Below are 24,846 nucleotides of genomic sequence, written 5' to 3' on the forward strand. Positions count from 1 at the left end.
ATGTCATTGATCTCATAAAATAAAAAAATCCCAAGCCATTACTTGGGATTTTTTAGACTGATTAATTTTTTATAAATCTGCTATATAGTGTTAATTATTTATATAAATGACTCGGCCAGTATGACATCGCCATCCTCGCGCGTAATCATAACTGTAGCTGAGCGCGGTGTCTTGCCGCCAGCGATAGCACCCCATGTATTACCAGGATGTTGAATATTAATAAATAACGTTTTGAAGTCTGGGGTCATGGTAATACCCGTCACTTCACAGCCTTCGGGACCAACGAAAAAACGTTTGATATTATCATCACTAGCAAGCATGCCGACTGACGTTTGTTGCCCAGCCGAAGTGGTGGTAAGCGCACCATCACTCACCTTGCCCGGTAGAGCCGCCAGTAACATGCAGTTCGTGGTATCGGTATACGCACCATCATCGGTCTGAATCCACAACACGCCACGTGGGTCAAAGTATAAGCCGTCTGGCGAGGACAAATCATTGCTGGCATTTAACTGCGATAAATTCTCTGCGGACAAACCACTAGGCGCAGCAAACAGATAAATATCCCATTCAAAGGTCGTTGCCGCATGATCGCCGCCCGCTTCTGCCCAGCGGATGATATGCCCATTATCATTGCCACGCGCTTTGCCACCTGCTTCATAGCTGCGCGGATTGGACGCTGAAACGGGCTGGTCGTCACGCTCGCCGCGATATTTATTATTGGTCAAGGTCACATATACCTCGCCAGTCATGGGGCTGACTGACACCCATTCAGGTCGATCCATCTTGGTTGCCCCTAGCGCGTCAGCAGCAGCACGGGCAAAGATTAAAACCTCATCTTGTCCATTGAAAGGCAGGTCGCGATTAGAAGCGTCCAGTCCATTTTGACCATGAATCAGTGCCTTCCATTCGCCTCGACCATTTTCATTAAAGGTCGCGACGTAGAGCGTGCCTTCATTCATATACTTGTCACCAGCTTTTAGGCCGCCACCGATATCCGAATTTGACCATGTGGCTTTGGATACAAACTTATAAATATATTCACCGCGAGCATCATCACCCATGTAAAAGACCACGGGCTTGCCTTGCTCAACAGGCGCATAGGCACAGTTTTCATGAGCAAAACGCCCCAGTGCGGTACGTTTCTGGGGTACAGATTTTGGGTCAAATGGGTCGATTTCTGTGATATAACCAAAGGTATTAAAACCATTTCGGTAATCATCGGCAGCGCTTGCCCCAACAGCGGTCATGTCCCAACGTGAGAATTCGTCAGGGATTTTGGCGTCTTTGGCCTCTGGTGTGTGCCACAGATACTCCCAACCCGGAAAATTCTCCATAGCCCCGTAGCGTTCGCGCCCGTAGTTGTACCCAGCGCTCAATTGACTGGCATCTTGTCCACGCGCAAAGACACCTAGGAAGTTCTCTTCGGTGGTCAGATACGTGCCCCAAGGTGATAGTCCTGCACCGCAGTTATTATTGATACCACGCGTCTGAAAGCCTGTCGGATCAAATTTGGTCTTGACCAAATCAGAACCAGCGACAGGACCGGCTAACTGCGCGGTCGTACTGCTGGTAATACGGCGATTGTATTTTGAATCAGCCACCATCTCATAGCCCGCACCGTCAGCACGTCTACTCATCTCGACCACCGCAACACCATGGCAATTGACCTCTCGGCGCACATCGCTAGCAAGGCGACGATTTTGAAATATCGGGGCGGCAGTATCATCTTGGGTCACATAGTAGCCAAACGGACTCAATTCGTTACTATTCACGTATTCATGATTCATGACCAGCAGGCCATTGTCTGACGCTTTAGCATCATACGCGCCGCCTTTCTTACCAAAGAACCACATGCCATCATGGTTGTCACCCATGCGCCATTCGAACGACTCGGCAGACTGCTCACGATTGTCTTTCCACTCATCGATACCAGAAATCAGTGGTGTACCCAGTGGCAATATCATCTCCGCTTTGTAACCTTCAGCGACGCTCATCGTTTCGGCAGTGGAGTGTGCCACTGCGGTAAACTTCAAAGCTTCCGGACGCTTGAGATCACCCTGTGCAGGAATAGCAGCATTGTTGCCTGCGCTATTATTGACAGTATTACCGTCATCGTCGTCACTACAGCCGACCAACGGTAACGCGCCAAAAAAAGCGGCTGCCGTCAATCCTGTGCCACCTTTTAAAATACTGCGGCGGTTCAAGCGGCGGCTAATAATGGTTTGAAAGTCGATATTATCGCTAGGGTTAGAGTCCTCAACGACTTCGTGGGCAAGCAGTTGCTTATTATTCAATGCTGTCATTATCAGTCACCTTGCTGTTAGGCTGGATTGGCGTGAAAAGGCTCGTTGCGGCTGTATTTTGTCCGCCACAACAATACGAATTACGCTTAAGTCTACTGAGCATTTATGACAGTACGTTGAAAGCTAGATGACAATTTGATGACAAGCTTTCTGATGATAAAATTTTATGGCAACAGATAGAACAAAAAATCCCAAGCGTTAACTTGGGATATTTGATATTTGATATTTGATATTTGATATTTGACATTTGATAGTAATCTTAGCAAGCTTATTGCACTTGCGCCTGCCATTCATGCGCGCCCAATTTTAGCATGAGCTTATCGCCTGCGTGCAATATACCAACGCCACTTGGCGTACCAGTCATAATCACATCGCCTGCTTGTAAGCTAAACGCATGACTTATATTGGCCAATAATTCATAAACTGGAAACAACATCAAAGCGCTATCGCCGTCTTGCTTCAGCGTATCATTAATGGTCAACTGATAATGCACCTCAGTAAAATCACCGAACGCTTGCGGATCGAGCCAATCAGCGAGTACACAAGCACCGTCGAAACACTTGGCACGCTCCCATGGATGACCTTTTTCTTTTAGCTCAGTTTGCAAGTCACGCAAGGTCAAATCCAGTCCCAATGTCACACCGCCGATCGATTGCTGTGCTTGCTCAATCGTCGCGGCTGATAGGTCTGCCGATAGCTGAACACATAGTTCCGCTTCGTAATGCGTATCGCCAAACACTTCTGGATTTGGGCGGATAACACCTTGACGAATAGAAACCACCGCAGAGGCTGGCTTCATAAATAGCATGGGCGCGGCTGGCACTTCGTTGCCCAATTCGTGAGCATGAGCGGCGTAGTTACGACCAACGCAGACGACCTTTCCGATGGGCGCGCGTAAGCTCTGATTGGCATTCTCAGCGCTGTCATCATCATTGACACTTGCGGCAATGGCATTGACTAAAGACATATGTGGTGATTGGCTCATAATAGGGCGGTTCCTCAATTCAAGTGATTGTATCTAAATGGGCTAAAAATGGCTAAATTTTGTCAAACATCGTCAAATAGCTGATTAATATCACGATATTATTTGCGCTATTTTCCTCGTTTGACTGCAATTTATCTCATTTTTACGACCATTTTTAAAATGAGGACACGCCCCAGGCTCTCACAGCAAAATTATCAGATATTATTAGCAAATTCAGCACTATCTAGCATAACGTTGACGATAAATCGTTTCAATAATAAGCCATCTGGACAAATAACTAAGGAATCGTATTGGTCATCACATCTGGTGGCACATAGCTGGCATGACGGTTCATTCTTTTTTCAAACAGTCTAAAGCTAAATAAGATCACCCATGACAATAACAAGTAGACGATACCAGCCGCAAAGAACAACTCCATTAAGGTATAAGTACGCGCACTAATCGTACGAGCAACACCCGTGATATCCATCAAGGCAATGGTGGATGCCAACGCACTACCCTTTAGCATAAAGATAACTTCGTTACTGTAGGCTGGAATCACAATACCAAAAGCACGCGGCAAGGTAACACGTGTCAGTTTTTGCCATTTTGACATGCCAATCGCATCGGCAGCTTCTAGCTCACCAATAGGAATGTTTTGAATCGCACCGCGAATGATTTCTGCCAAATAGGCACTGGTGTTGAGCGTAAAGGCGATAATAGCGCACCAATAGGCTTTGCTCAGTACCGGCTCCCATAAGAACGAATCACGTACCGCTTCGAACTGACCAAGACCATAATAAATCAAAAATATCTGCACCAGCAGCGGTGTGCCACGGAAAAAGAAAATGTACAGAAAAGGAATTATCTGTACCGCCCAGCTTTTAGACAGTCTTAACAAAGCTAAAACCAAACCAAAGAGCAGCCCGACAACACCTGATATTATCACTAGTTGGACGGTCAAAACCGCGCCGCCTAGTAAGTCAGGGATATGCTCAAAAATAACCTGCCAATTCCAATCCATAGTATCTCTCCTCTACCCTATGGTCGATTGACGTTGAACGGATTGACGGCTCAGCTTTTTGGCATAGCGCGCCGCTGGATTGGCACGCCATTCAAGCCACATCATAAAGCCCGTAATCAGCATGGTCAGACCCAAATAGATAATCGCCGCCGCCATATAAAAAGTAAACGGCTGCTGTGTTGACTGCGCTGCGCGCGAGGACTGATACATGATATCTTTGAGACCAACCACCGATACCAATGCGGTGTCTTTAAGCAACACCAAAAATAGATTGCCCAATCCTGGCAAAGCAATTTGCCAGACTTGCGGCAAGGTAATGCGATAAAAAGTCTGAAAAGGACGCATGCCAATCGCTTGCGCCGCTTCACGTTGCCCTATCGGAATCTCTTGAATCGACATGCGAAAAATTTCAGTCGCATAAGCACCAAAAGCAATCGACAACGCCATGACACCGCCCCAAAACGCACTAATCTCGACATAGTCGTTATAGCCGAATTTTTTGAGAATGCTCATCAGCAGTATAGAACCGCCATAATAGATAAACAGCACCAAAAGTAGCTCAGGAATCCCGCGCATCGTGGCGGTATAGACAGTCGCAAGCTTACGTAGCAGCCAAATATTCGACAGCTTCGCTGTGGCACCGAGCAGACCAAAAAACATACCGATGACCAAACTGGTCATGGCAAGTTGTATGGTGACGGTAGCGCCGCTTAATAAAAGCGCACCAAATCCTTGTAAATCAAACACAATTATCCACTCAGTCTCTTTATATTAGCAATGTTAGCAAAATATGAGTTAAAAGGATCAGCATCAATAGCTGAGCGCGGCCTAAAACCGTATCTTATATCAAATTGATACGGACAACCTAGTTAATAGCACAAAAAAATATTTACACGATTATAGACGCGGTAATTGACACAGTAAAAATGAGCGCTGATTTTATCATACTCGCTGGACGCTATGTTAATACTGACACGTAAAAGCGCGCTCTAAATAGCTACTTATCCCTGCAAGAAGAAAAAAATAAGCGAGATTTGACCAAAGTTGACAGTCGATAACCATTTAAACAACAGGAGGTCTTAATAACACTCAAATAACGGTATAAAAAACATAAGGCACTTCGCCAGTAAATAAAAAAGGACATTGCCATGATGGCGATGTCCTCGTTATTCATACTGCAATAGCGAATAGCACCATGATAGCAAATGGTTATTGCGCTGTGCTATCTGCTGCTGGTTGCTCAGTGTTTTCTACTGTCGCTGCACTGGTGCTGGCGGTTGATACAGTAAAGTATTTTTGATTGATTTTGTCGTAAGTACCATTGGCTTTTAGATTGGCTAATGATTCATTGAACTTCGCTTGTAGCGGATCGCCTGGGCGTACGGCTATGGCAAAATTATCATTGATATCAATCTCTTCACCTTTTAGCACATAGTTACTGCCTGATGGTGAGCTGAGCCATTCTATGGCTGGCAGTTTGTCAGATATCATCGCATCGACGCGACCTGAACCCAAGTCTAAGAACGCATTACTCAAGGTATCATAGAGCTTCATATTGGCTTTTGGATAGGTATCCTCTAACCACTGTGATGAGATAGTCGAGCGCTGCGCGGCAATAGAGTGCGCATTGATATCATCGCTATTGCTTGGATTAAAGCTACTGTCTTTTTTAGCCAAAAAAACCAAGGCATTGCTAAAATAAGAATCCGTAAAACTCACTTGCTGCTCGCGTTCAGGTGTCACCGACATCGCCGCGACGATGGCATCATATTTACCAGCCTTGAGGCCAGGAATAATACCATCCCAATCTTGAGCGACAATCTCGCAAGTGACTTTCATATCGTCGCAGATAGCATTTGCTATATCTACATCGAAACCACCCAGTGTGCCATCTGCATTGGTATAGTTAAAAGGGGCATACGCGCCTTCAGTACCAATACGTAATACTTCTTTTGTATCAGCAGCGGTGGCCTCGGTAGCTTCTGAATTGCTATCATCAGCACTATCTTGACTATTGCTACAACCCGCTAACATAAAGACCGATACCATGCCCAGTAGCGACATTGACCAGCGGCTGGTCGTTACCAGTTTTTTGACTGAGGCATAAGTCGTACTGCTGGCTGGAACAAGATAGTTGCTCATGATCATCCTTGATTTTTATATTAGAGAAACAACTTCGTAAAACAATGCTTGCCTGATACAGGCAAGCCTCGTATTAGTTGGTCGCGGCTTCTGTTTGCTCTTCTTCAGCAATCATCGCATTGGCATCGACATTGCCTTCGTCAACAACGACTACTTGCTCAACACTGCCAGTAGCAGTCGCTTTTTGCGCGGCAGCCGTAGTGCTGGTGCCAAAATAACTGCCAGTGATTTGATCATAGGTGCCATTGGCTTTTAGCTCGGCCAACGCTGCGTTAAACTTGGCGACTAATGGATCGCCTTTACGGAAGGCAATACCCATGGCATCATCGTTGGTGCTGATTTCTTGGCCTTTGACTTCGTAGTCTTTACCTGCTTCAGTTTTCAACCAGTCGATACCCGTTACTTTATCCGACATCATCGCGCGCACACGACCTGAGGTCAGATCCAGATAGGCATTGTCTTGAGTATCATAAAGCTTGATATCAGCATTGTCATGTTCATCTTGTAGATATTGCGAGGCAACCGTTGAACGCTGTGAAGCGATTGGCTGACCTTCGAGACCTTCTACGCTGATATCATCACCTTTTTTACCGATTAAGATAATGCCACTATGAAAATAAGGGTCGCTAAACTCTACAACTTCTTTGCGTTCAGGGGTGATTGACATACCAGCGATGGTTGCATCAAACTTCTGTGCGTTCAGTCCTGGAATCAGACCATCCCAATCTTGCGAGATAACTTCACATTCTGCTTTCATTTGTGCACATAATGCATCAACCAACTCAATCTCATAGCCAATCAGTTTGCCATCGGCATCTGTATAGCTAAAAGGCTTATAGCTTGATTCGGTCGCGATTTTGATATTCAAAGGCGTATCGCTCGCTGCATCCGCTTCGGCACTGTCTGCTGGTGCTGAGCTATTATTACACCCCGCCAGCATTAGCATTGCTGCGCTTAGCGGCGCAAGCCACAAAGCTTTCTTAGTCATTGATGATGTCATTGAAATTGTCATACCTATTGTTCCTTAATATAGTTACCAGCCGTGTATTAACCCACTACTCGTTGATCGATACTGATTGATCAACGCACTCTGTTACAAGCTCATTTATCAACGCTTACTGACCGAAGTTGATTTGCTCAAGACGTGCCAGCTCACCGTTACTACGGATTTCGCTAAGCGCTTTGTTGAAGTCGTCTCTGAGTGGGTCGTCCTTACGGACGGCAATGGCAATATTATCGTCATTGTCAATTTCGTCACCAACAACACCGAAACCTTCTGGATTGTCTGCTAACCATGATTTGGCTGAGACTTTCTCAGCCAATACTGCGTCACTACGTCCAGATTTTAGATCCAAATAGGCATTGTCATAATTATCATAAAGCTTAACGGTGTTGCCATCTTTGCCTTCATAATTATCTTGTAGATATGCACCAGGCGTCGTTGAACGTTGACCGCCCAGCGTTAGGCTTTTGATCGAAGTAGGATCAAAGCTGCCTTTGGTATCGGTCAGCCATACCATGGTATTGGCGAAGTAAGGCTCACTGAAATCAACTTTTTCTTGACGCTCAGTAGTGATAGACATACCAGCGACCACAGCATCATATTTTTGTGCCAATAGCCCCGGAATAATACCGTCCCAATCTTGGGCAACGATTTCGCATTTGGCCTGCATTTGGTCACATAAGGCATTAGCAACGTCGATATCAAAACCTGCCAACGTGCCATCGGCATTGGTATAGTTAAAAGGAGGGTAAGCGCCTTCAGTTGCGATACGAATGGTCTTGCCAGCCGTTTCTGCCGCTGGTGCATCAGCGTTGGCACCAGCCGTTTCATCAGCAGGCTGACTACAAGCACTCAGCATTAATGCTGCAGTGACGGTCATCGATGACCATAATAGGCGAGAATTAGACATCATACATTCCTTAAATTCTAATGGGTTTTAATGTAGGGCTCTGATATTTTGTTCTCTGACTTCCCTGCCAGACAAGAAATATAGATAGCAGAAGATACAAGCAGCCGTCATTATTGACCGCCTGTAAGCCTTTTGATAATACCTGAGTAAAATATCAAAAACAAACGTTTTGCATACCGACTGTTATTATTGGGTAATAAATAGCTACGAAGATTACCAATCAGAAAGTTGAGTGGCTTAAGCTATATGTCATAAAAGATAGTCCACAATCAGCGGCTAACTGTTTTGACGATGCGATGCCATAAAGTCTTTGACACGCTCAGAGGTAGGATTGTCAAAGATTTGTTCGGGCGTGCCCATCTCCTCAACGACTCCTTGATGTAAAAATACGACTTGGCTAGACACTTCGCGGGCAAAACGCATCTCATGAGTGACGATCAGCATCGTGCGCCCTTCTTCTGCCAACTCACGCATGACTGCCAGCACTTCATTCACCAGCTCAGGGTCTAAGGCGGACGTTGGCTCATCAAATAACAATACCCGTGGCTGCATAGCAAGGGCACGGGCAATGGCAACACGTTGACGCTGACCACCAGATAGATTGGCAGGGTAAGCATCTTTTTTATCAAGCAAACCCACTTTATCAAGCAGCTGCTCGGCATCACTGATCGCTTGATCTTTTTTAATCTTTAAAACTTGCGTTGGCCCTTCGATGATGTTTTGCAAAATCGTTTTGTGCGGCCACAAGTTGAAATTCTGAAAGACGAAGCCCACACGCGCACGCAAACTCTCCAGTTGCTTGATATCTGAGGCTTGTAGCTCACCTGATTTGCCAGGCTTTAACATCAGCTCTTCATTACCGATGATAATACGACCTTGATTGGGCTTTTCAAGCAAATTAATACAGCGCAATAAGGTGGATTTTCCAGAGCCAGAAGAGCCCAAAATAGAGATCACATCACCATCATAGGCAGTGAGCGATACCCCTTTTAGCACTGCCAATGAGCCATAGCTTTTATGGACGTCTTGTAGATCTAAGGCGATAGGACGAGTCGGGTTTTTTGCAGTATCAAGCATGGTTCAGCAGGCTTCCAATATATATGAGTGAGAACGAAAATAAAAAACAGCATCGTATAGAGTATAAAGCAATGCCTTACATACCACCTTAATAGGATAGCGCGATGGCTAAGACACCATAAGAGAGGTATTGTCTCCTATAATGCAGAGAAAACGCAAACTTTGCGCAGCATTAGCTCATGAATCATCCAATGGACTGCTGGCACAAAAAAAGCCCAGACCGCATTTAGGTGCTGAGCTTTATTTTATCACTTTAGTGTACTAGGCGTTGTTTTATCTGATGGTAACATCACGTCTTAAATAGTGTCTATTGATAGTGTCTATTGATAGTGTCTATTGATAGTGTTTATTGATAGCCTGCGATTAGTACGTTGAAACATGCTCTGAGCTTTCAGTACCATCCAACACTTCTGCATCATCTGCGGTTGCTACTGCCACATCATCATTTGCACCAACAGCCATGCCATCATCGGCACTTGCAATGGCAATATCATCAGAGCTACTTGCAGTCGCACTCTCCTCTACTGCTGTTTGTGCATCTACTGCCGGTTCAGTCTCCATTGGTGACTCATCTTTTTTGCCACAAGCACTCAACGCCAGTGCCCCTGCGACCAGCCCAACTGTCAGCCAGTTTTTATATGCATATTGTTTAGTAGCCATGTCAATTCTCCATTACTATGGTCTTTTGATTCAACACTATCTATCGATAGCGTTACTGTCTTAGTGCTTACTATACTGACGATACATCACGGCTACCTTAGTATTTACAGCGCAGTTCTGTTAAGGACACGTAAAGATAGAGTGGTGTATTGATAACAGTTATCCAATAAGAAACGCAGAATAAGACAAACAAAACAGCACCAGATAAGTCCTTATAAGCGCTTTGTAAAGCGGGCTCTGTTCACAAAATCATCTTTACTATCGCCTCAATCTCCTCTATGTTAAATAGCATAATGCCATATGGGCATCCAAAGCTGCTTTTTTTGCTAAATTTTCGCCTCTTTAGGCGCTTTTATTTATTTAGAACATGTATCACCATAAGGAAAAATTTATGAGTCAATCAAACATTACAGACGTTACCACCTATATGCAATCTGTTGGTAAGCAAGCACGCGCGGCATCACGTGCCCTCGCAGCAGCCAATACGAGCGACAAAAACACCGCCCTTATGTCAATCTATGACGTATTGCTAGAGGCGAAAAAAGATATTTTGTCTGCCAATAAAATCGATATGGATAACGGTCGAAAGAACGACTTAGACGCCGCCCTACTTGATCGTCTAGAGCTAAACGATGCGCGCTTCGATGGTATGCTACAAGGTCTAAAAGACGTATCGGCGCTACCCGACCCTATCGGCGAAGTCACCGACATGACTTACCAACCATCGGGGATTCATTTGGGCAAAATGCGAGTACCACTCGGCGTGGTCGGTATGATTTATGAGTCGCGTCCTAACGTAACACTAGAAGCCGCCTCTTTAGCCTTAAAATCAGGCAATGCGATTATCTTACGCGGTGGCTCTGAGGCATTCGAATCCAACCAAGCGATTGCCAAATGTATCTTAGAAGGTCTAAAAAAAGTTGGACTGTCTGAGCACAGTGTGCAAGTATTACAAACGACCGATCGCGCTGCTGTCGGCGAGCTGATTACGATGACAGAATATGTCGATGTCATCGTCCCACGCGGCGGTAAAGGTTTGATTGAGCGTATCAGCCGTGATGCCAAAGTCCCTGTGATTAAGCATTTAGACGGTAACTGCCACACCTTTATTGACAGTGATGCCGATCCTGAGATTGCTATCAAAGTCAGCGTCAATGCTAAGACCCATCGCTATGGCACTTGTAATACCATGGAGACACTATTGGTCGATGAATCAGTCGCGGGTGAGCTATTACCAAAAATTGCTGAAGCCATCGTTCAAGCCGATGATGCCATGCAACTGCGTCTCGATGACAAGTCGCAAGCCATCTTGAATGACAATGCTGCGCTCAAAGGCCATCTATCTGCCGCAACTGCTGAAGACTGGGATACCGAATATTTAGCCCCTATCTTGGCAGTAAAAGTCTTGTCAGGTATCGACGAAGCCATCGAACATATCAATACCCATGGCAGCCATCATACCGATGTCATCATTACTGATAACTATACCAAGTCGCAACGCTTCATCCGTGAAGTGGACTCGGCCAGCGTCATGATTAACGCCTCTAGCCGCTTTGCTGATGGATTCGAATACGGTCTCGGTGCTGAGATTGGTATCTCAACGGACAAAATCCATGCGCGTGGCCCTGTCGGTCTCGAAGGTCTGACTTCACAAAAATGGATCGTTTATGGTCATGGTGAGACACGCGCTTAGCTTATTGCGTCCCACCCTATCATCTACCGTTTAACTTAACGTATAATCAAAAAAAACGTCAGCTTAATTGCTGGCGTTTTTTTATGAATGACAATATGTTATATATGCTGCATACCCGTTATTTTGTATACAAATAATTTATAGGAAAGCTGACCCATGCAAAGTGGCAAGATTAAGCACTGGAACCAAGATAAAGGCTATGGTTTCATCGATGTGGACGATCAAAATGAGGATGTGTTTTTTCATGTCAGTAAAGTTCGATTGTCACAGCCGATAACCGTCGGCCAAAGCGTCTATTTCAATAGTGTACGTAATGATAAGAACCAATTACGAGCCACTGAAGTCACATCATCTTCACTGAGCATTGAACCAGACACTGACAATGACACTGCGTCATCTGTGCCCAAGCACAGGCCTAATAATGCCAAACGAAATAGCCAGCACAGTAGTCGTAACTCAAATCGCAGCAGTCAAAGCGGTAATCAAAATAAGAGAAGCTTAGGCTCTACCCTATTTAGCCTCATCGCTATTATCGCCGTCGCGTTTTATTTCTTTGGTGACTTAAAATCTACTTTCTTTGCTGATGGTGTTGAGTCGACGACGATATCGGCATCTAAAAGCTCAAGCCCAGCAACCAACTCTGGCATAACGGGTGATGCTCAGATAGATAGGACGGTAGCACTCATTCAGCAAGGTGGGCCTTTTCCTTATCCAAATAAAGATGGCACGACGTTTTATAATCGTGAGGGCAGATTACCCGCGCAGTCGCAAGGCTATTACCGTGAATACACCGTACCTACCCCTAATGTGTCACATCGCGGCGCGCGGCGTATCGTTACCGGAGGCTATCCACCTACCGTTTATTACTTGACGGTCGACCATTATGATAGCTTTAGAAAATTGGAGGTGAATTAAAATGAGTGAAGCCATCCACTATGTTAATCAAAACCACATTAACCAAAACGGTACAGCACTACATGCGGTCATTCCTATTGAGGCTGTTACCATACCCGTGGGTGACGCACTGGATAAAACCACGCTATTGACGAGTCTAGCCCGCGCCTGTGACTTCCCCAGTTATTTTTCGCACAACTGGGACAGCGTGTGGGACTGCTTGACAGATAGCGAGGTGGTGCATTTAATGCTTGATTTGACGGTGATAAAAAGGATAAATACCGAAGATTTCAATGTCTTTAAGAGCATCATTGAGGATGCCTATAGAGAATTTGGCAAACCACAACTGTGGCTCATTGTGCCGTCTGAGGACGAAGTCTAATCACTGAGCGTAGCTGATAGTCACCGATAATTAGTCGTAATCATAGAAACCTGAATTCGAGATAAAGCCATATTTATCCCGAATTCAGGTTAATTTATTTTATAGAAAGGATTAACCTATGGAGATTACCTTAAACGGTTATTACACATTGATATTAGCCACCTTGGTGCTGCTACTTGGTCGATTTTTGGTGAAGAGAGTCAGGTTTTTAGAAGATTTTAATATTCCCGAACCGGTTGCCGGTGGTTTGGTCGCTGCTATTATCGTCTATATCCTCAATATGGTTTGGGGGTATAGTTTTAATTTTCACCAAGGATTACAAACGGCGACCATGCTGATGTTCTTTGCATCTATTGGCTTAAGTGCTGATTTTGGCAGGCTAAAAGCCGGTGGTACACCCTTATTAATTTTCACTGTCGTAGTCTCCGTCTTCATTATTTTACAAGATATCGTGGGCGTGGCGATGGCAAGTGCCTTGGGGCTTGATCCTCTGCTCGGTCTAGTGACCGGCTCTATCGCCTTGACTGGTGGGCATGGTACGGCAGGTGCTTGGGGCATTACTTTGGAAGAAGACTACGGCGTGGTCGGCGCCACAACACTTGGTATTGCTGTTGCTACTTATGGTTTGGTCGCAGGTGGTATCGTCGGTGGCCCTGTTGCCCGTCGTTTAATTAATCGACTTGGACTAAAGCCCGCACCTGCCAACCCACACCCTAGTGATATTGAAAAAGTCGCGGGCGCACAGTCGTTATATAGTACCAAGCATGACGAAGATAACGCGCACAGTGATAAAGAAATCTTTGAGAGGCCAGATAGCATGCGCTTTATCACTGCGTCTTCTACTATCGAAACATTAGCGCTCTTTGCTGCGGCATTGGCTTTTGCAGAAGTGATGACACTGGTAGCAGAGGGCACATGGTTTGAGTTGCCCACTTTCGTATGGGCATTGGCAGGCGGTGTCATCATTCGAAATGTGCTAACGATGGTTTTCAATTTTGATATGTTTGACCGTTCGATTGACGTATTCGGTAACGCCTCTTTGAGTCTATTTTTGGCGATGGCGCTGCTGTCTTTGAAGCTCTGGCAATTGACTGATCTAGCCGGCCCTGTATTGATTATCTTGTTGGTGCAGACAGTCATCATGATTATTTATGTCTATTTTATTACCTTTAAAGTCATGGGTAAAAACTATGATGCGGCTGTTTTGTCAGCGGGACATTGCGGTTTTGGTATGGGTGCAACACCCACAGCAATTGCCAATATGCAAGCAGTAACTGACCGCTATCTGCCTTCACCTAAAGCATTTCTAATCGTGCCAATGGTTGGTGCTTTCTTCGTTGATATCGTTAATGCGACGGTATTGCAGATATTTACGAAGTTACCGTTTATGTAGGCTAATGCTGTCGTAGCACAAAGCTTGGTTCAATGAAAAATAAAAAAATCGCCTAGCAAATGCCAGACATCGAAAAGCCCGCCAAGACTAATCTTAGCGGGCTTTTTTAATTATCAAGTTATAATAGAGTGTTCAATCGAACCCATTATTTATACTTTTTAATTTCACCACTTTTCACACGAGCTATGAAAGAATTAACCTCTCTTTTCACAATTGGCATCAAGAAGTATAGACCGATGATGTTAAAGATCGCCATAGCGAACAGAGCCGCATCTGAGAAGTCGATAACGAAGCTAAACTGTACGATGGTACCGATAACAACGAAGACTAAGAAGATAAGTTTGTATATCATCTCGCCGCCTTTACCTTCACCAAAGAGGTAAGTCCAAGCTTTTAGACCATAATACGACCATGAAATCATCGTTGAGAAAGCAAACAATAATACCGCGACAGCTAGGAAATACTGGAAGATAGGCGCCGTTTCCATAAAGGCAGCACGGGTTAGATCCACACCAGTGAGCGCTTGTGTTTGCAAGTTTGCAACAGTGTTCACCCCAGAGATCGTAATAACGAGCGCCGTCATAGTACAGATAACAACCGTATCAATGAAAGGCTCTAACAGCGCTACTAAACCTTCAGTAGCAGGCTCTTTGGTTTTTACCGCTGAGTGAGCAATAGCAGCTGAACCAACACCCGCCTCGTTAGAGAAAGTCGCACGTTTTAAACCTTGAATTAACGCGCCAATAAAGCCACCAGCCACGCCAGCACCAGTGAAGGCACCCGTGAAAATCTCGCCAAATGCGGCGCCGATATGATTAAAGTTTGCAACCAGTACAATGACACTCATTGTGATATACAATAAAGCCATAAAAGGTACAACTTTTTCGGTAACGGTTGCAATGCGTGGCATACCACCAATGATAACCATACCGACTAAAAACGCTAAGCCAATACCAAAGAATATACTGTAATCCGTTGGAATGCTAAAAGTAGAGCTCATAACTGCAAAGGCTTGGTTACCCTGAAACATGTTACCAGCACCAAAAGTAGCCAATATACACATAAGGGCAAAACCGACGGCTAACACCTTGCCAAATCCACCCATACCACGTTCAGCCATACCGCGGCTCAAGTAGTACATAGGTCCACCTGATACGGCACCAGAAGGCAGGATCGTACGGTATTTGACACCTAACGTACACTCTACAAACTTGGTCGCCATACCGAACAGACCAACCATAATCATCCAAAAGGTAGCACCAGGTCCACCAATAGCGAGTGCTGCACCGACACCTGCAATATTACCGAGACCAACCGTACCTGACAAAGCAGTAGCTAGTGCTTGAAAATGGCTAACCTCGCCTTCTTCTTTGACAGCAGGGTTTGGGTCAGTATATTTGCCTCTGACAATATCTAAAGACAAGCCTATATGACGAAACTGAATAAAGCCAAAATAAAAGGTAAAGACTAATGCGGCAACTAACAACCAACCTACAATTAGCGGAAAGCTTACTTCGCCAAGAGGTACTGAAAAGAAAATAAGATCGACGAACCAGCCAAATATACTGGCCATAAAGCCATCGAGACCTGCTCCAAATGCTGCTAGACCTGATTGTTGTTCTGCTGCTTGCGCAAGAGTAGTGCTAAGTAACAGCATCGTTGCGACTAAAGATTGTTTTTTCATAAAAATCCCTTTAATAAGAATAAGTATCACTTCCTTGTGACTGTATAAAAATTGCATATCTGTCAATACTGAGTAGGTAATTATAGACCAATATTTGTACTGTTTTTGCTAAACTGCCAATGTTGACTATATACTAATATTTTTATCTAAACAAAAACTTTTACATATTTTTCTAAATTAACCTTCAGCTTAGTTTTTGAAAAATAATAGCCAAACTCACAGAAATTATCGATAAATGTCAGTAGTATTTTTAGTATAAATAACAGACTTAAATATAATCAAACGGGCGAAATAACAATATCAATACAGGTTTTCGTTAAATGATCTAATACTTATAGAGGCTAATATAGCCATTCCACTATAAAAACATGACAGCGTTAACCTCGTTTAAATTATCACATACACATCTACACTCGGTTGCCTTGTACTACTTTTAAATTGAATCGACTATAGCAAAAAAACCGCTAAGCAAAAGCTTAGCGGTTTTTTTATTCAGCTCGATGCAGTGGTACAACTGGTAAATGAAAAGCTAAATGATCTACTTTTCTGAAATTTTAGTCCTTTCATTTATACCGGACTTCTATCGTCTACAAACCATTAACCATACTTCACTAGATTATCTAGCATTGTAGAAAGCCATGCATTGTTATCTTTAATATGCACGTCCCCTAGCCCGATGATTTCATCACCCGCTTGAACTGTGTGAGGATAGTCAGTCATGGCGTCTTGTATATAATCCTGCCCATGCATCACCATATCCACCATACTCTTTTTAGTCACTTCAAAATGACATTGCCAACCAAGCACCCACGTACCTAACTCTTTATGTTTTGGCGTTTGATAGATAAAACCTTGATTGTCCCAAGCTTTTGACTTTGCAATTGCAGTCGCACCTTGAGGACACTCAAAACCATCGCCATGCCAATGAAAAACCGTAAATTCATCCTTTGGTAAATCTTTCAGTAACGGATGCTCTAACCCTTGTTTGGTTAATTGAATTGGCATCCAACCAATCTCTTTTATACCTGATGGAGCAACTTTTGCACCCAAACTATCCGCTATCAACTGCGCACCCAAGCAAACACCAACTACCGTTTTTCCTTCTTCAATACTCTGCTGAATGAAAGCTTTCTCATCAGCTAGCCATTCAAAGTCAGCTTCATCATGAATGCTCATTGGCCCACCCATAATGATCAACCAATCGAAACTATCCTGCGCTGGCAAGGGTTCATTTTTATAAAAACGAGTGACAGCAATGCTATGACCTTGTCTGTCTGCCCACTGTTTAATATAGCTGAGTTCTTCAAAATCAACATGGTACAAAGCATGAATTCGTAGAGCCATCAAATTATCCTTTTATTAGAAATAATAAAAACCGCTAAGCAAAAGCTTAGCGGTTTTTTTGTTTTTGCCATTCTAAAGTTTACTGATTTTTAGCATAGACTGGCAATTCTGCACAGATCGCTTCTACTTTACCACGTACTTCAGTCGCTACAGCTTCATCACCACGGCTGTCTAATACATCGCAAATCCAACCTGCCAAGTCACCCGCTTGTGCTTCGTTGAAGCCGCGAGTAGTGATGGCTGGCGTACCGATACGAATACCAGACGTCACGAATGGTGATTTTGGATCGTTTGGTACCGCGTTTTTGTTGACAGTGATGTGAGCGTCGCCAAGCCATTTATCGGCTTCTTTACCCGTCATTTCTTGCTTAACCAAGCTGATCAGCATGAGATGGTTTTCAGTACCACCAGAGATGATTTCATAGCCACGCTCTTGGATGACTTTTGCCATTGCTTGTGCGTTTTTCACTACTTGCTGCTGATAAGTTTTGAAGTTGTCTTCTAACGCTTCTTTAAAGCAAACTGCTTTTGCCGCGATGACATGCATCAACGGGCCACCTTGGTTACCTGGGAATACGGCAGAATTGAGCTTTTTAGCAAGTACTTCATCACGCGCCAAAATCATGCCTGAACGTGGGCCACGTAGGGTTTTGTGCGTGGTGGTCGTCACGACATCAGCGAACGGTACTGGGCTTGGGTAAACGCCACCAGCGATAAGACCCGCCACGTGCGCCATATCAACCAATAAGTAAGCGCCTACTTCATCAGCGATTTCGCGGAAACGTGCCCAATCGACTACTTGTGAGTATGCCGAAAAACCAGCAATAATCATTTTAGGCTTGTGCTCACGCGCCAAGCTCTCTACTTGGTCATAATCAATAAGACCAGTACCATCTACCAATCCATACTGTACAGCGTTGTAGTTAAGACCTGAAAAGTTGATGTGTGCGCCATGCGTCAAGTGACCACCAGCGTCTAGGCTCATGCCCAGTACCGTATCATTTGCTTCTAGCAACGCCAAAAATACCGCAGAGTTTGCTTGGCTACCAGAATGCGGCTGAACGTTGACGTACTCAGCACCGAACAACTCTTTTGCACGGTCAATGGCCAATTGTTCAACGACATCCACATGCTCACAGCCGCCGTAGTAACGCTTGCCAGGATAGCCCTCTGCGTACTTGTTAGTAAGGTCAGTACCTTGCGCTTCCATCACTGCTTGTGAGCAGTAGTTTTCAGAAGCGATAAGCTCGATATGGTTTTCTTGACGAACGCTTTCTGCAGCCATCGCTTCAGCAAGTACTGGATCAAACTCTTTGATAGAAATATCTTTAAACATAGTGATGTCCTAGGTAGTGACTGTCGTTAAAAGACGTTATTAAAAAACGTCATTGAAAAGAAGCTGATAGCCTGCCCACAATAAAACAACTACTGCGTCAACGTCGCTCGAGATATGTTTAATACCTCTGCACTCTGTTTTTCTACAATCTGTTTTATGGTATGACCATTATTGTGAATGGCGTCTATTAGCAAAGAGTAAAATAAGAACAAACACAGGCGAGTGGCCTGCTATTAACTTGACTGATTCGTCAATAAAACCGATATACATTTACATCGATATTACTGCGAAAGATTAAGTGTAACATGAAAAATTGTGCTGCGAACGCAAAAAAACCTCACCTTAAGATGAGTGAATTAAATGGCCATATAACACAGATAAATAGCCAATAGAATAGGGTCTGTTGAACATTCAAATATTAGGACTGCTGATCACTAAAATCGCCCCAGACTAGGCGTAAACCGACGATAATGTCGAGACCTTAGCTAGGTTTACAACAACGTTTGAGGTGATTTTAGTAGCAGCCTTTCAGGGCAAATCTGTTTTTTAATCTACAGCCATATGCATTTAATTAAAACATGATGCTAATGAACTATTGGATGCTGACCAATGGCTTAGAAACCCAACCTTCACCTTTATCACTTTGTACATGATAGTAGCCATTTTGCTCAGTGCCCATGTAAATCATTATGTCTTGTTGAGATAAGATAGCGATAGGGTTCGAAGCTTTATTGGCCTGTGAATGCAATTTGGTACTTTGTAATTTACCAGACAATATAGAACCAGAAACCAGCTTTCCCGTATTGCTCTGAGTGTTTTGAGCCACTGTTTCTGTAAAGCCTACTTCTTCACCTAAGTCAGACACTGCTTGTTTGCTACCTCTGATGGTATCGGCCGTTCTACCAATTGAGCTGATGGTGTTTTGCACCTCATAAATACTATCCAACAAACCAGCGTTTGCGTTAACAGATAAAGCAAATAATGACGTGCTGACCGCTAGCAAGACCATGGATTTTGACGATACAGATAGCAACGGCTTTAATAAACTCATAGGAAGTTCCTGATGTTAAGAAAAGTATAAAAATGTTACCCAAATGTATTTATACCATATTCTTAAATTACCGAACAACTGTTAATTCAACAATAGTGCCAATTTGTCTTTTATTTATCATGCGTCATTGGCTAAGAATGCTGGCAAAAACGTTTCGCTAATCATTAGCGTGCGGCCATACCAGTCATAACGCGTTTGTCGTTGCCAGCCTTCAGCGCTATGACTTATAAAACGTTCGTTTGGCAAGGTGCGACGACGCTTGAATAACACATAGCCAATCGGTGTACTTTTGAGTTGCTGAAGACGACGCGCACTTCCTTGCAAACTCGATAAAGGAAAGATACTTTGCGCTTCTACCCACGGCTGCTCATCATTACCATATAACTGTACTTCACGTATCCACGCCAGTAATGGACGATTCAGCATTGAGCCTTGCAGCCCTAGTTGTCTTTTTTGTTGCAACGTTAAGGGTCGAAAGCCCTCAAAACTGCGTTCTACGCGTAATGGCTGCCCCGCTCTTTTTTCTAATACGGCAGTGAGAGAGCCTTCGGCATTGAGCCAAGGCAGTAGCTCAGAGGGCGGGATAAAAGTGGCAGGACAAGCAAGAGAGTTACTGGGCATAAGAGTTACTGTACATAGTTAACGGCTAATAGTGAGAATTTAAAAAGTAAACGAACCGTTGCGAGCGACTATTGAATGAAAATAAAAATGGATAACAGCGGGATTAATGACAGTTATCAAAGTCTGGCATATTATCGGCGTTAAATGGTAATGCCTCAAATGCCTGCTGACGATATTGCGCCATATGCTCACGGTCTTTGACACAAAAATCACCAATCGCAGGTACAAAGCGTGGATCATAGATGCGGTGGATAGAGTGTGTGGTCGTTGGGATAAAACCACGAACCAGCTTATGCTCCCCTTGCGTGCCCGGATCAAAATACCTCAAGCCTTGCTCAATGGCAAACTCAAGCCCTTGATAATAACACAGCTCAAAGTGCAAGCTATCATACTCACCAAGCGCGCCCCAATAGCGGCCATATAAGGTAGCATTATTATCAACATCACCATCAGCCTTGTCGCTGTCGGCTTTATCGTATAAAAATAAGCTACTCGCGATAATTTCACCGTCAGCATCCATGGCTTGCGCCAACATAATATGCTCAGGCAATCTATCGGCTAACGCCATAAAAAAATCGAGCGTCAAATAAGGCTTTTGCCCGCGTATCGCATAAGTCATCACATAACAATGATAGAACGCTTGCCAGTCTTCATCCGTGATGTCATTACCACACTTGCGCTGACAGCTAATGCCTTGCTCGGCGACCTTACGACGTTCAGCGCGGATGGTTTTGCGTTTTTTGGCTCTTAGTGTCGCCAAGAATCCGTCAAAATCAGCAAATGGCTGACTGTCTTGGCTGAGGTTTTGATTTTGCCATAAAAACTGACAGCCTTGACGCTCAAGTATCGGCATCTCAATAGGAGCGGACTCTACACCACTTTCTTGGACAGCTATCGCAAGCTCTATATCGATTTCAGTGGGCATAGACGTGGTGGCAATAGATGCCAACTCAGGCGTGACAAACAGACCATGCCAGCTTGAGGCGCCTACTTGCTGAGCGACATCATCAACACCAGCAATGGCTGTTTTGAGAATATCGTCATTCAAATGCTCACCAGCTGCCAACCAAAAACGCTGACCTGTAATCGGTGTATAGGGCACGCTGGTGACCAGCCGAGGATAGTAATCGATACCATAGCGCGCATAAGCCTCTGCCCATGAGTGATCAAACACAAACTCACCGCGATGATGACCCTTTATGAATACTGGCATGACTGCGACAGGTTGCAGGGCTGTGTCTGCCACACTCTCTGTTACGCTATCGGTGCTATCAGCGTAATCGGCGACACGATGTACCAGAATAAATATCGGTAGCCATCCTGCCTGCTCACCAATCGCTCCCGTGTCAGTCAGTATTTGCCAAAAAGCAAATGACATAAAAGGGGTGTCTGGCGTTTGCCACTGTGCTTGGCTCTGCCAGCTGGTATCATTGAGTAGCGCATATTGTAAAGTCATAGTACCTACACTGTTTTTTCGTAATGGTCTAGCCTACCAAATGTGAGTGCTTTTGCTGTCACAATTTGCAAAAATAACAATATTTCTTGAAATATTATGCAGCATGCCTAACTATCAAAATAGCATAAAAAAAGCCAGCCACACGAATGTAGATGACTTTACTAAACTAGGGCATGTCCTCAATTTGAACGAAAACGCCTAAATGGGTTAAAAATAAGGACACGCCTTAACTGCCCTAACCGTTCTATTTTTATAAATAATGTGGCAAACCGTTTGTCTGTTAATCGCCTTGATATTATGACTGTCTGTATCCGCTTTAACACTTCAAAAAAACGGGTTTAAAAAACGGTAATTGTACAGAAAAGATGATATCAAAGCCCATGACTGGTAGAATAAGGCTATTATTAGCTTAATATAATTTGTATACATGAGATATGAATAAAAATAGTACAATTGGTTCATTATGCGAGATTGACATCGCATAGGATCTATAGCGGGTTAATGATAACCAGCCTGCTATTTTCTGGCAGTTTTGCACAGAGAGTCTCAAAGAGGCGACTCATGATACATTTGATTCAATCACGATTCACTATCGCATAGAGTCTTTATAGAAATACCCATTTGTTTAAGCGTTAATATTAACTACAGCCTAAAGGGATACACTACTATAATGTCAAAAATTATTTATACAAAAACTGATGAAGCCCCAGCGCTAGCAACCTTGTCCTTCTTACCTATTGTCAAAGCATTTACCCAGACTGCAGGAGTTGAGGTTGAAACCACTGATATCTCTGTTGCTGCGCGTGTGTTGGCTGAATTTCCAGAATATTTAAATGAAGATCAGCGCGTTCCTGATAATCTAGCCGAGCTTGGTCGACTGACGCAAGATCCTGATACCAACATTATTAAACTGCCAAATATCAGCGCCTCTGTTCAGCAGCTAAAAGCCTGTATCAAAGAACTACAAAGCAAAGGCTACGGCATCCCTAACTTTCCAGAAGACCCAAAAACCGACGAAGAAAAAGACATCCGTCAGCGCTATGGTAAGAGTCTAGGCAGTTCGGTTAACCCTGTATTGCGCGAAGGCAACTCAGATCGCCGTGCACCAAAAGCTGTTAAGAACTTTGCGCGCAAGCATCCGCATTCTATGGGCGAGTGGAAGCAATGGTCAAGTACTCACGTATCGCATATGCACAGCGGTGACTTTTACGATGGCGAACAGTCGATGACTTTGGATAAAGCCCGTAACGTGCGTATGGAGCTGTTACTTGATGATGGTACGACGAAAGTATTGAAGCCAAAAATTGCTTTGCTTGATAAAGAAGTCATTGACCTGATGGTCATGAGCAAAAAATCGCTGCTAGAGTTTTATGAGCAAGAAATGGAAGATTGCCGCGAAGCTGGTATCTTGTTCTCGTTGCACGTAAAAGCCACCATGATGAAGGTTTCGCACCCTATCGTGTTTGGACATGCGGTTAGAATTTATTATAAAGATGCCTTTGACAAGCACGGTGCTTTTTTTGACGAGCTAGGCATTAACGTCAACAATGGTATGGCTGATCTGTACGACAAAATATCTGCCCTGCCATCATCTAAACGTGAAGAGATCGAGCAAGACTTGCATGCCTGCCAAGAGCATCGCCCACGTCTAGCGATGGTTGATTCTTCAAAAGGTATTACCAACTTCCATTCACCAAGCGACATTATTGTCGATGCGTCAATGCCTGCCATGATCCGTAATGGTGGTAAAATGTGGGGCGCTGATGGCAAACTATATGATTGCAAAGCTGTCATGCCAGAGTCTACCTTCGCCCGTATTTATCAAGAAATGATCAATTTCTGCAAATGGCATGGTAACTTTGATCCAACCACCATGGGTACGGTTCCTAACGTAGGCCTCATGGCACAAAAAGCAGAAGAATATGGCTCACACGACAAAACCTTTGAGTCTAGTGCTACCGGTATTGCCCGTATTGTAGATATTGATACCGATGAAGTATTGCTTGAAAAGGATGTGGAAAAAGGTGATATCTGGCGCATGTGTCAAGTTAAAGACGATCCTATCCAAGACTGGGTGAAGCTTGCCGTCCGCCGTGCACGTGATTCAGATACGCCTGTCATCTTTTGGTTAGACCCATATCGTCCACATGAGAATGAGCTGATCAAAAAAGTTAACATGTATTTGAAAGATCATGATACTGACGGTCTACACATTGAAATCATGTCACAAGTTCGCGCCATGCGTTATACCTTAGAGCGTGTCGCTCGCGGTCTAGATACTATCTCTGCCACGGGTAACATCTTACGCGATTACCTAACAGACTTGTTCCCTATCCTAGAGCTAGGAACGAGCGCTAAGATGCTATCAGTCGTACCACTAATGAAAGGTGGCGGTTTATTTGAAACCGGTGCTGGTGGTTCTGCACCCAAGCACGTTGAGCAGCTGGTAGAAGAAAACCATCTACGTTGGGATTCATTGGGTGAGTTTTTAGCTTTGACTGAGTCGTTGGAGCATTTGGCCAAAAACGATGACAATGCTAAAGCGCAAATCTTAGCAGATACCCTCGATAGAGCTACTGAAACACTGCTGCTAAATGACAAGTCACCGTCACGTAAAACAGGTGAGTTAGATAACCGTGGCAGTCACTTCTATCTGGCGATGTACTGGGCTGAAGAGCTTGCTGAGCAAGACCAAGATGCAGACCTTAAAGCGCAATTCGCCCCACTTGCGCAAAAGCTTAAGAGCAATACAGACGCCATTATTAAACAGTTCAATGAGGCTCAAGGCAAAGCGGTAGACATCAAAGGCTACTACTTCGCGGATGAAGCGTTGGCTGAAAAAGTCATGCGTCCAAGCACCTTATTCAATGAAGCGTTAGCATCGTTGTAATAGACTTAACTGGCTGGTC

General features: G+C 44.2%; 20 protein-coding genes. 5 read left to right on the plus strand and 15 right to left on the minus strand.

Going from position 1 to position 24,846, the window contains the following annotated elements:
• Positions 1 to 98: 98 nt before the first annotated feature.
• The 9 genes from RH96_RS13915 to RH96_RS13955 form a co-directional block, all read right to left on the minus strand.
• Positions 99 to 2,303: a PhoX family protein gene (locus RH96_RS13915; protein ID WP_010201850.1), complete on the minus strand. Its 2,205-nt coding sequence runs from the start codon at positions 2,301 to 2,303 to the stop codon at positions 99 to 101.
• Between the two features lie 268 nt (positions 2,304 to 2,571).
• Positions 2,572 to 3,288, minus strand: coding sequence for a fumarylacetoacetate hydrolase family protein (locus RH96_RS13920; protein WP_010201851.1), 717 nt, complete (start codon positions 3,286 to 3,288; stop codon positions 2,572 to 2,574).
• Between the two features lie 277 nt (positions 3,289 to 3,565).
• A complete protein-coding gene (locus tag RH96_RS13925; RefSeq protein WP_010201852.1) occupies positions 3,566 to 4,291 on the minus strand; it encodes an ABC transporter permease in 726 nt (241 codons plus the stop codon).
• Between the two features lie 12 nt (positions 4,292 to 4,303).
• Positions 4,304 to 5,038, minus strand: a complete 735-nt coding sequence (locus RH96_RS13930; protein WP_010201853.1) for an ABC transporter permease — start codon at positions 5,036 to 5,038, stop codon at positions 4,304 to 4,306.
• A gap of 462 nt (positions 5,039 to 5,500) precedes the next feature.
• Positions 5,501 to 6,433, minus strand: a complete 933-nt coding sequence (locus RH96_RS13935) for an ABC transporter substrate-binding protein (protein WP_010201854.1) — start codon at positions 6,431 to 6,433, stop codon at positions 5,501 to 5,503.
• A 73-nt stretch (positions 6,434 to 6,506) separates the two neighbouring features.
• Positions 6,507 to 7,445: a transporter substrate-binding domain-containing protein gene (locus tag RH96_RS13940; protein ID WP_010201857.1), complete on the minus strand. Its 939-nt coding sequence runs from the start codon at positions 7,443 to 7,445 to the stop codon at positions 6,507 to 6,509.
• 103 nt (positions 7,446 to 7,548) lie between these two features.
• Positions 7,549 to 8,349: a transporter substrate-binding domain-containing protein gene (locus RH96_RS13945; RefSeq protein WP_192811760.1), complete on the minus strand. Its 801-nt coding sequence runs from the start codon at positions 8,347 to 8,349 to the stop codon at positions 7,549 to 7,551.
• A gap of 273 nt (positions 8,350 to 8,622) precedes the next feature.
• Positions 8,623 to 9,423 carry an ABC transporter ATP-binding protein gene (locus RH96_RS13950; RefSeq protein WP_010201862.1) on the minus strand — a complete coding sequence of 267 codons (801 nt, stop codon included), beginning with the start codon at positions 9,421 to 9,423 and terminating at the stop codon, positions 8,623 to 8,625.
• A 363-nt stretch (positions 9,424 to 9,786) separates the two neighbouring features.
• Positions 9,787 to 10,083, minus strand: coding sequence for a hypothetical protein (locus RH96_RS13955; RefSeq protein ID WP_010201863.1), 297 nt, complete (start codon positions 10,081 to 10,083; stop codon positions 9,787 to 9,789).
• A 391-nt stretch (positions 10,084 to 10,474) separates the two neighbouring features.
• Here RH96_RS13955 and RH96_RS13960 point away from each other — a divergent pair, with 391 nt between their 5' ends.
• The 4 genes from RH96_RS13960 (at position 10,475) to gltS (ending at position 14,445) form a co-directional block, all read left to right on the plus strand.
• Positions 10,475 to 11,776, plus strand: a complete 1,302-nt coding sequence (locus tag RH96_RS13960; protein ID WP_010201865.1) for a glutamate-5-semialdehyde dehydrogenase — start codon at positions 10,475 to 10,477, stop codon at positions 11,774 to 11,776.
• 156 nt (positions 11,777 to 11,932) lie between these two features.
• Entirely contained in the window at positions 11,933 to 12,691 is a 759-nt protein-coding gene (locus tag RH96_RS15325) for a ribonuclease domain-containing protein (RefSeq protein ID WP_010201866.1), read from the plus strand.
• A gap of 1 nt (position 12,692) precedes the next feature.
• A complete protein-coding gene (locus RH96_RS13970; RefSeq protein ID WP_010201876.1) occupies positions 12,693 to 13,052 on the plus strand; it encodes a barstar family protein in 360 nt (119 codons plus the stop codon).
• Positions 13,053 to 13,170: 118 nt separating this feature from the next.
• On the plus strand, positions 13,171 to 14,445 hold the full coding sequence (gene gltS / locus RH96_RS13975; protein ID WP_010201877.1) for a sodium/glutamate symporter: 1,275 nt from the start codon (positions 13,171 to 13,173) through the stop codon (positions 14,443 to 14,445).
• 145 nt (positions 14,446 to 14,590) lie between these two features.
• Here gltS and RH96_RS13980 read toward each other — a convergent pair whose 3' ends face one another.
• The 6 genes from RH96_RS13980 to RH96_RS14005 form a co-directional block, all read right to left on the minus strand.
• Positions 14,591 to 16,129 carry an alanine/glycine:cation symporter family protein gene (locus RH96_RS13980; RefSeq protein ID WP_010201879.1) on the minus strand — a complete coding sequence of 513 codons (1,539 nt, stop codon included), beginning with the start codon at positions 16,127 to 16,129 and terminating at the stop codon, positions 14,591 to 14,593.
• 597 nt (positions 16,130 to 16,726) lie between these two features.
• Positions 16,727 to 17,473, minus strand: a complete 747-nt coding sequence (locus RH96_RS13985; RefSeq protein WP_010201883.1) for a type 1 glutamine amidotransferase — start codon at positions 17,471 to 17,473, stop codon at positions 16,727 to 16,729.
• A gap of 79 nt (positions 17,474 to 17,552) precedes the next feature.
• Positions 17,553 to 18,809, minus strand: a complete 1,257-nt coding sequence (gene glyA / locus RH96_RS13990; protein ID WP_010201884.1) for a serine hydroxymethyltransferase — start codon at positions 18,807 to 18,809, stop codon at positions 17,553 to 17,555.
• 592 nt (positions 18,810 to 19,401) lie between these two features.
• On the minus strand, positions 19,402 to 19,860 hold the full coding sequence (locus RH96_RS13995; RefSeq protein ID WP_010201886.1) for an SH3 domain-containing protein: 459 nt from the start codon (positions 19,858 to 19,860) through the stop codon (positions 19,402 to 19,404).
• Between the two features lie 117 nt (positions 19,861 to 19,977).
• The gene (locus tag RH96_RS14000; protein WP_010201888.1) at positions 19,978 to 20,481 is read right to left on the minus strand and encodes a chorismate--pyruvate lyase family protein; all 504 of its coding nucleotides are present in this window, start codon (positions 20,479 to 20,481) and stop codon (positions 19,978 to 19,980) included.
• Between the two features lie 103 nt (positions 20,482 to 20,584).
• On the minus strand, positions 20,585 to 21,937 hold the full coding sequence (locus RH96_RS14005; RefSeq protein WP_010201889.1) for a GNAT family N-acetyltransferase: 1,353 nt from the start codon (positions 21,935 to 21,937) through the stop codon (positions 20,585 to 20,587).
• Positions 21,938 to 22,607: 670 nt separating this feature from the next.
• Here RH96_RS14005 and RH96_RS14010 point away from each other — a divergent pair.
• Positions 22,608 to 24,827 (plus strand): NADP-dependent isocitrate dehydrogenase, encoded by a 2,220-nt coding sequence (locus RH96_RS14010; protein WP_010201890.1) that lies wholly within the window; start codon positions 22,608 to 22,610, stop codon positions 24,825 to 24,827.
• Positions 24,828 to 24,846: the final 19 nt, after the last annotated feature.

The sequence above is a fragment of the Psychrobacter sp. PAMC 21119 genome, assembly GCF_000247495.1.
GTDB classification, from domain to species: domain Bacteria; phylum Pseudomonadota; class Gammaproteobacteria; order Pseudomonadales; family Moraxellaceae; genus Psychrobacter; species Psychrobacter glaciei.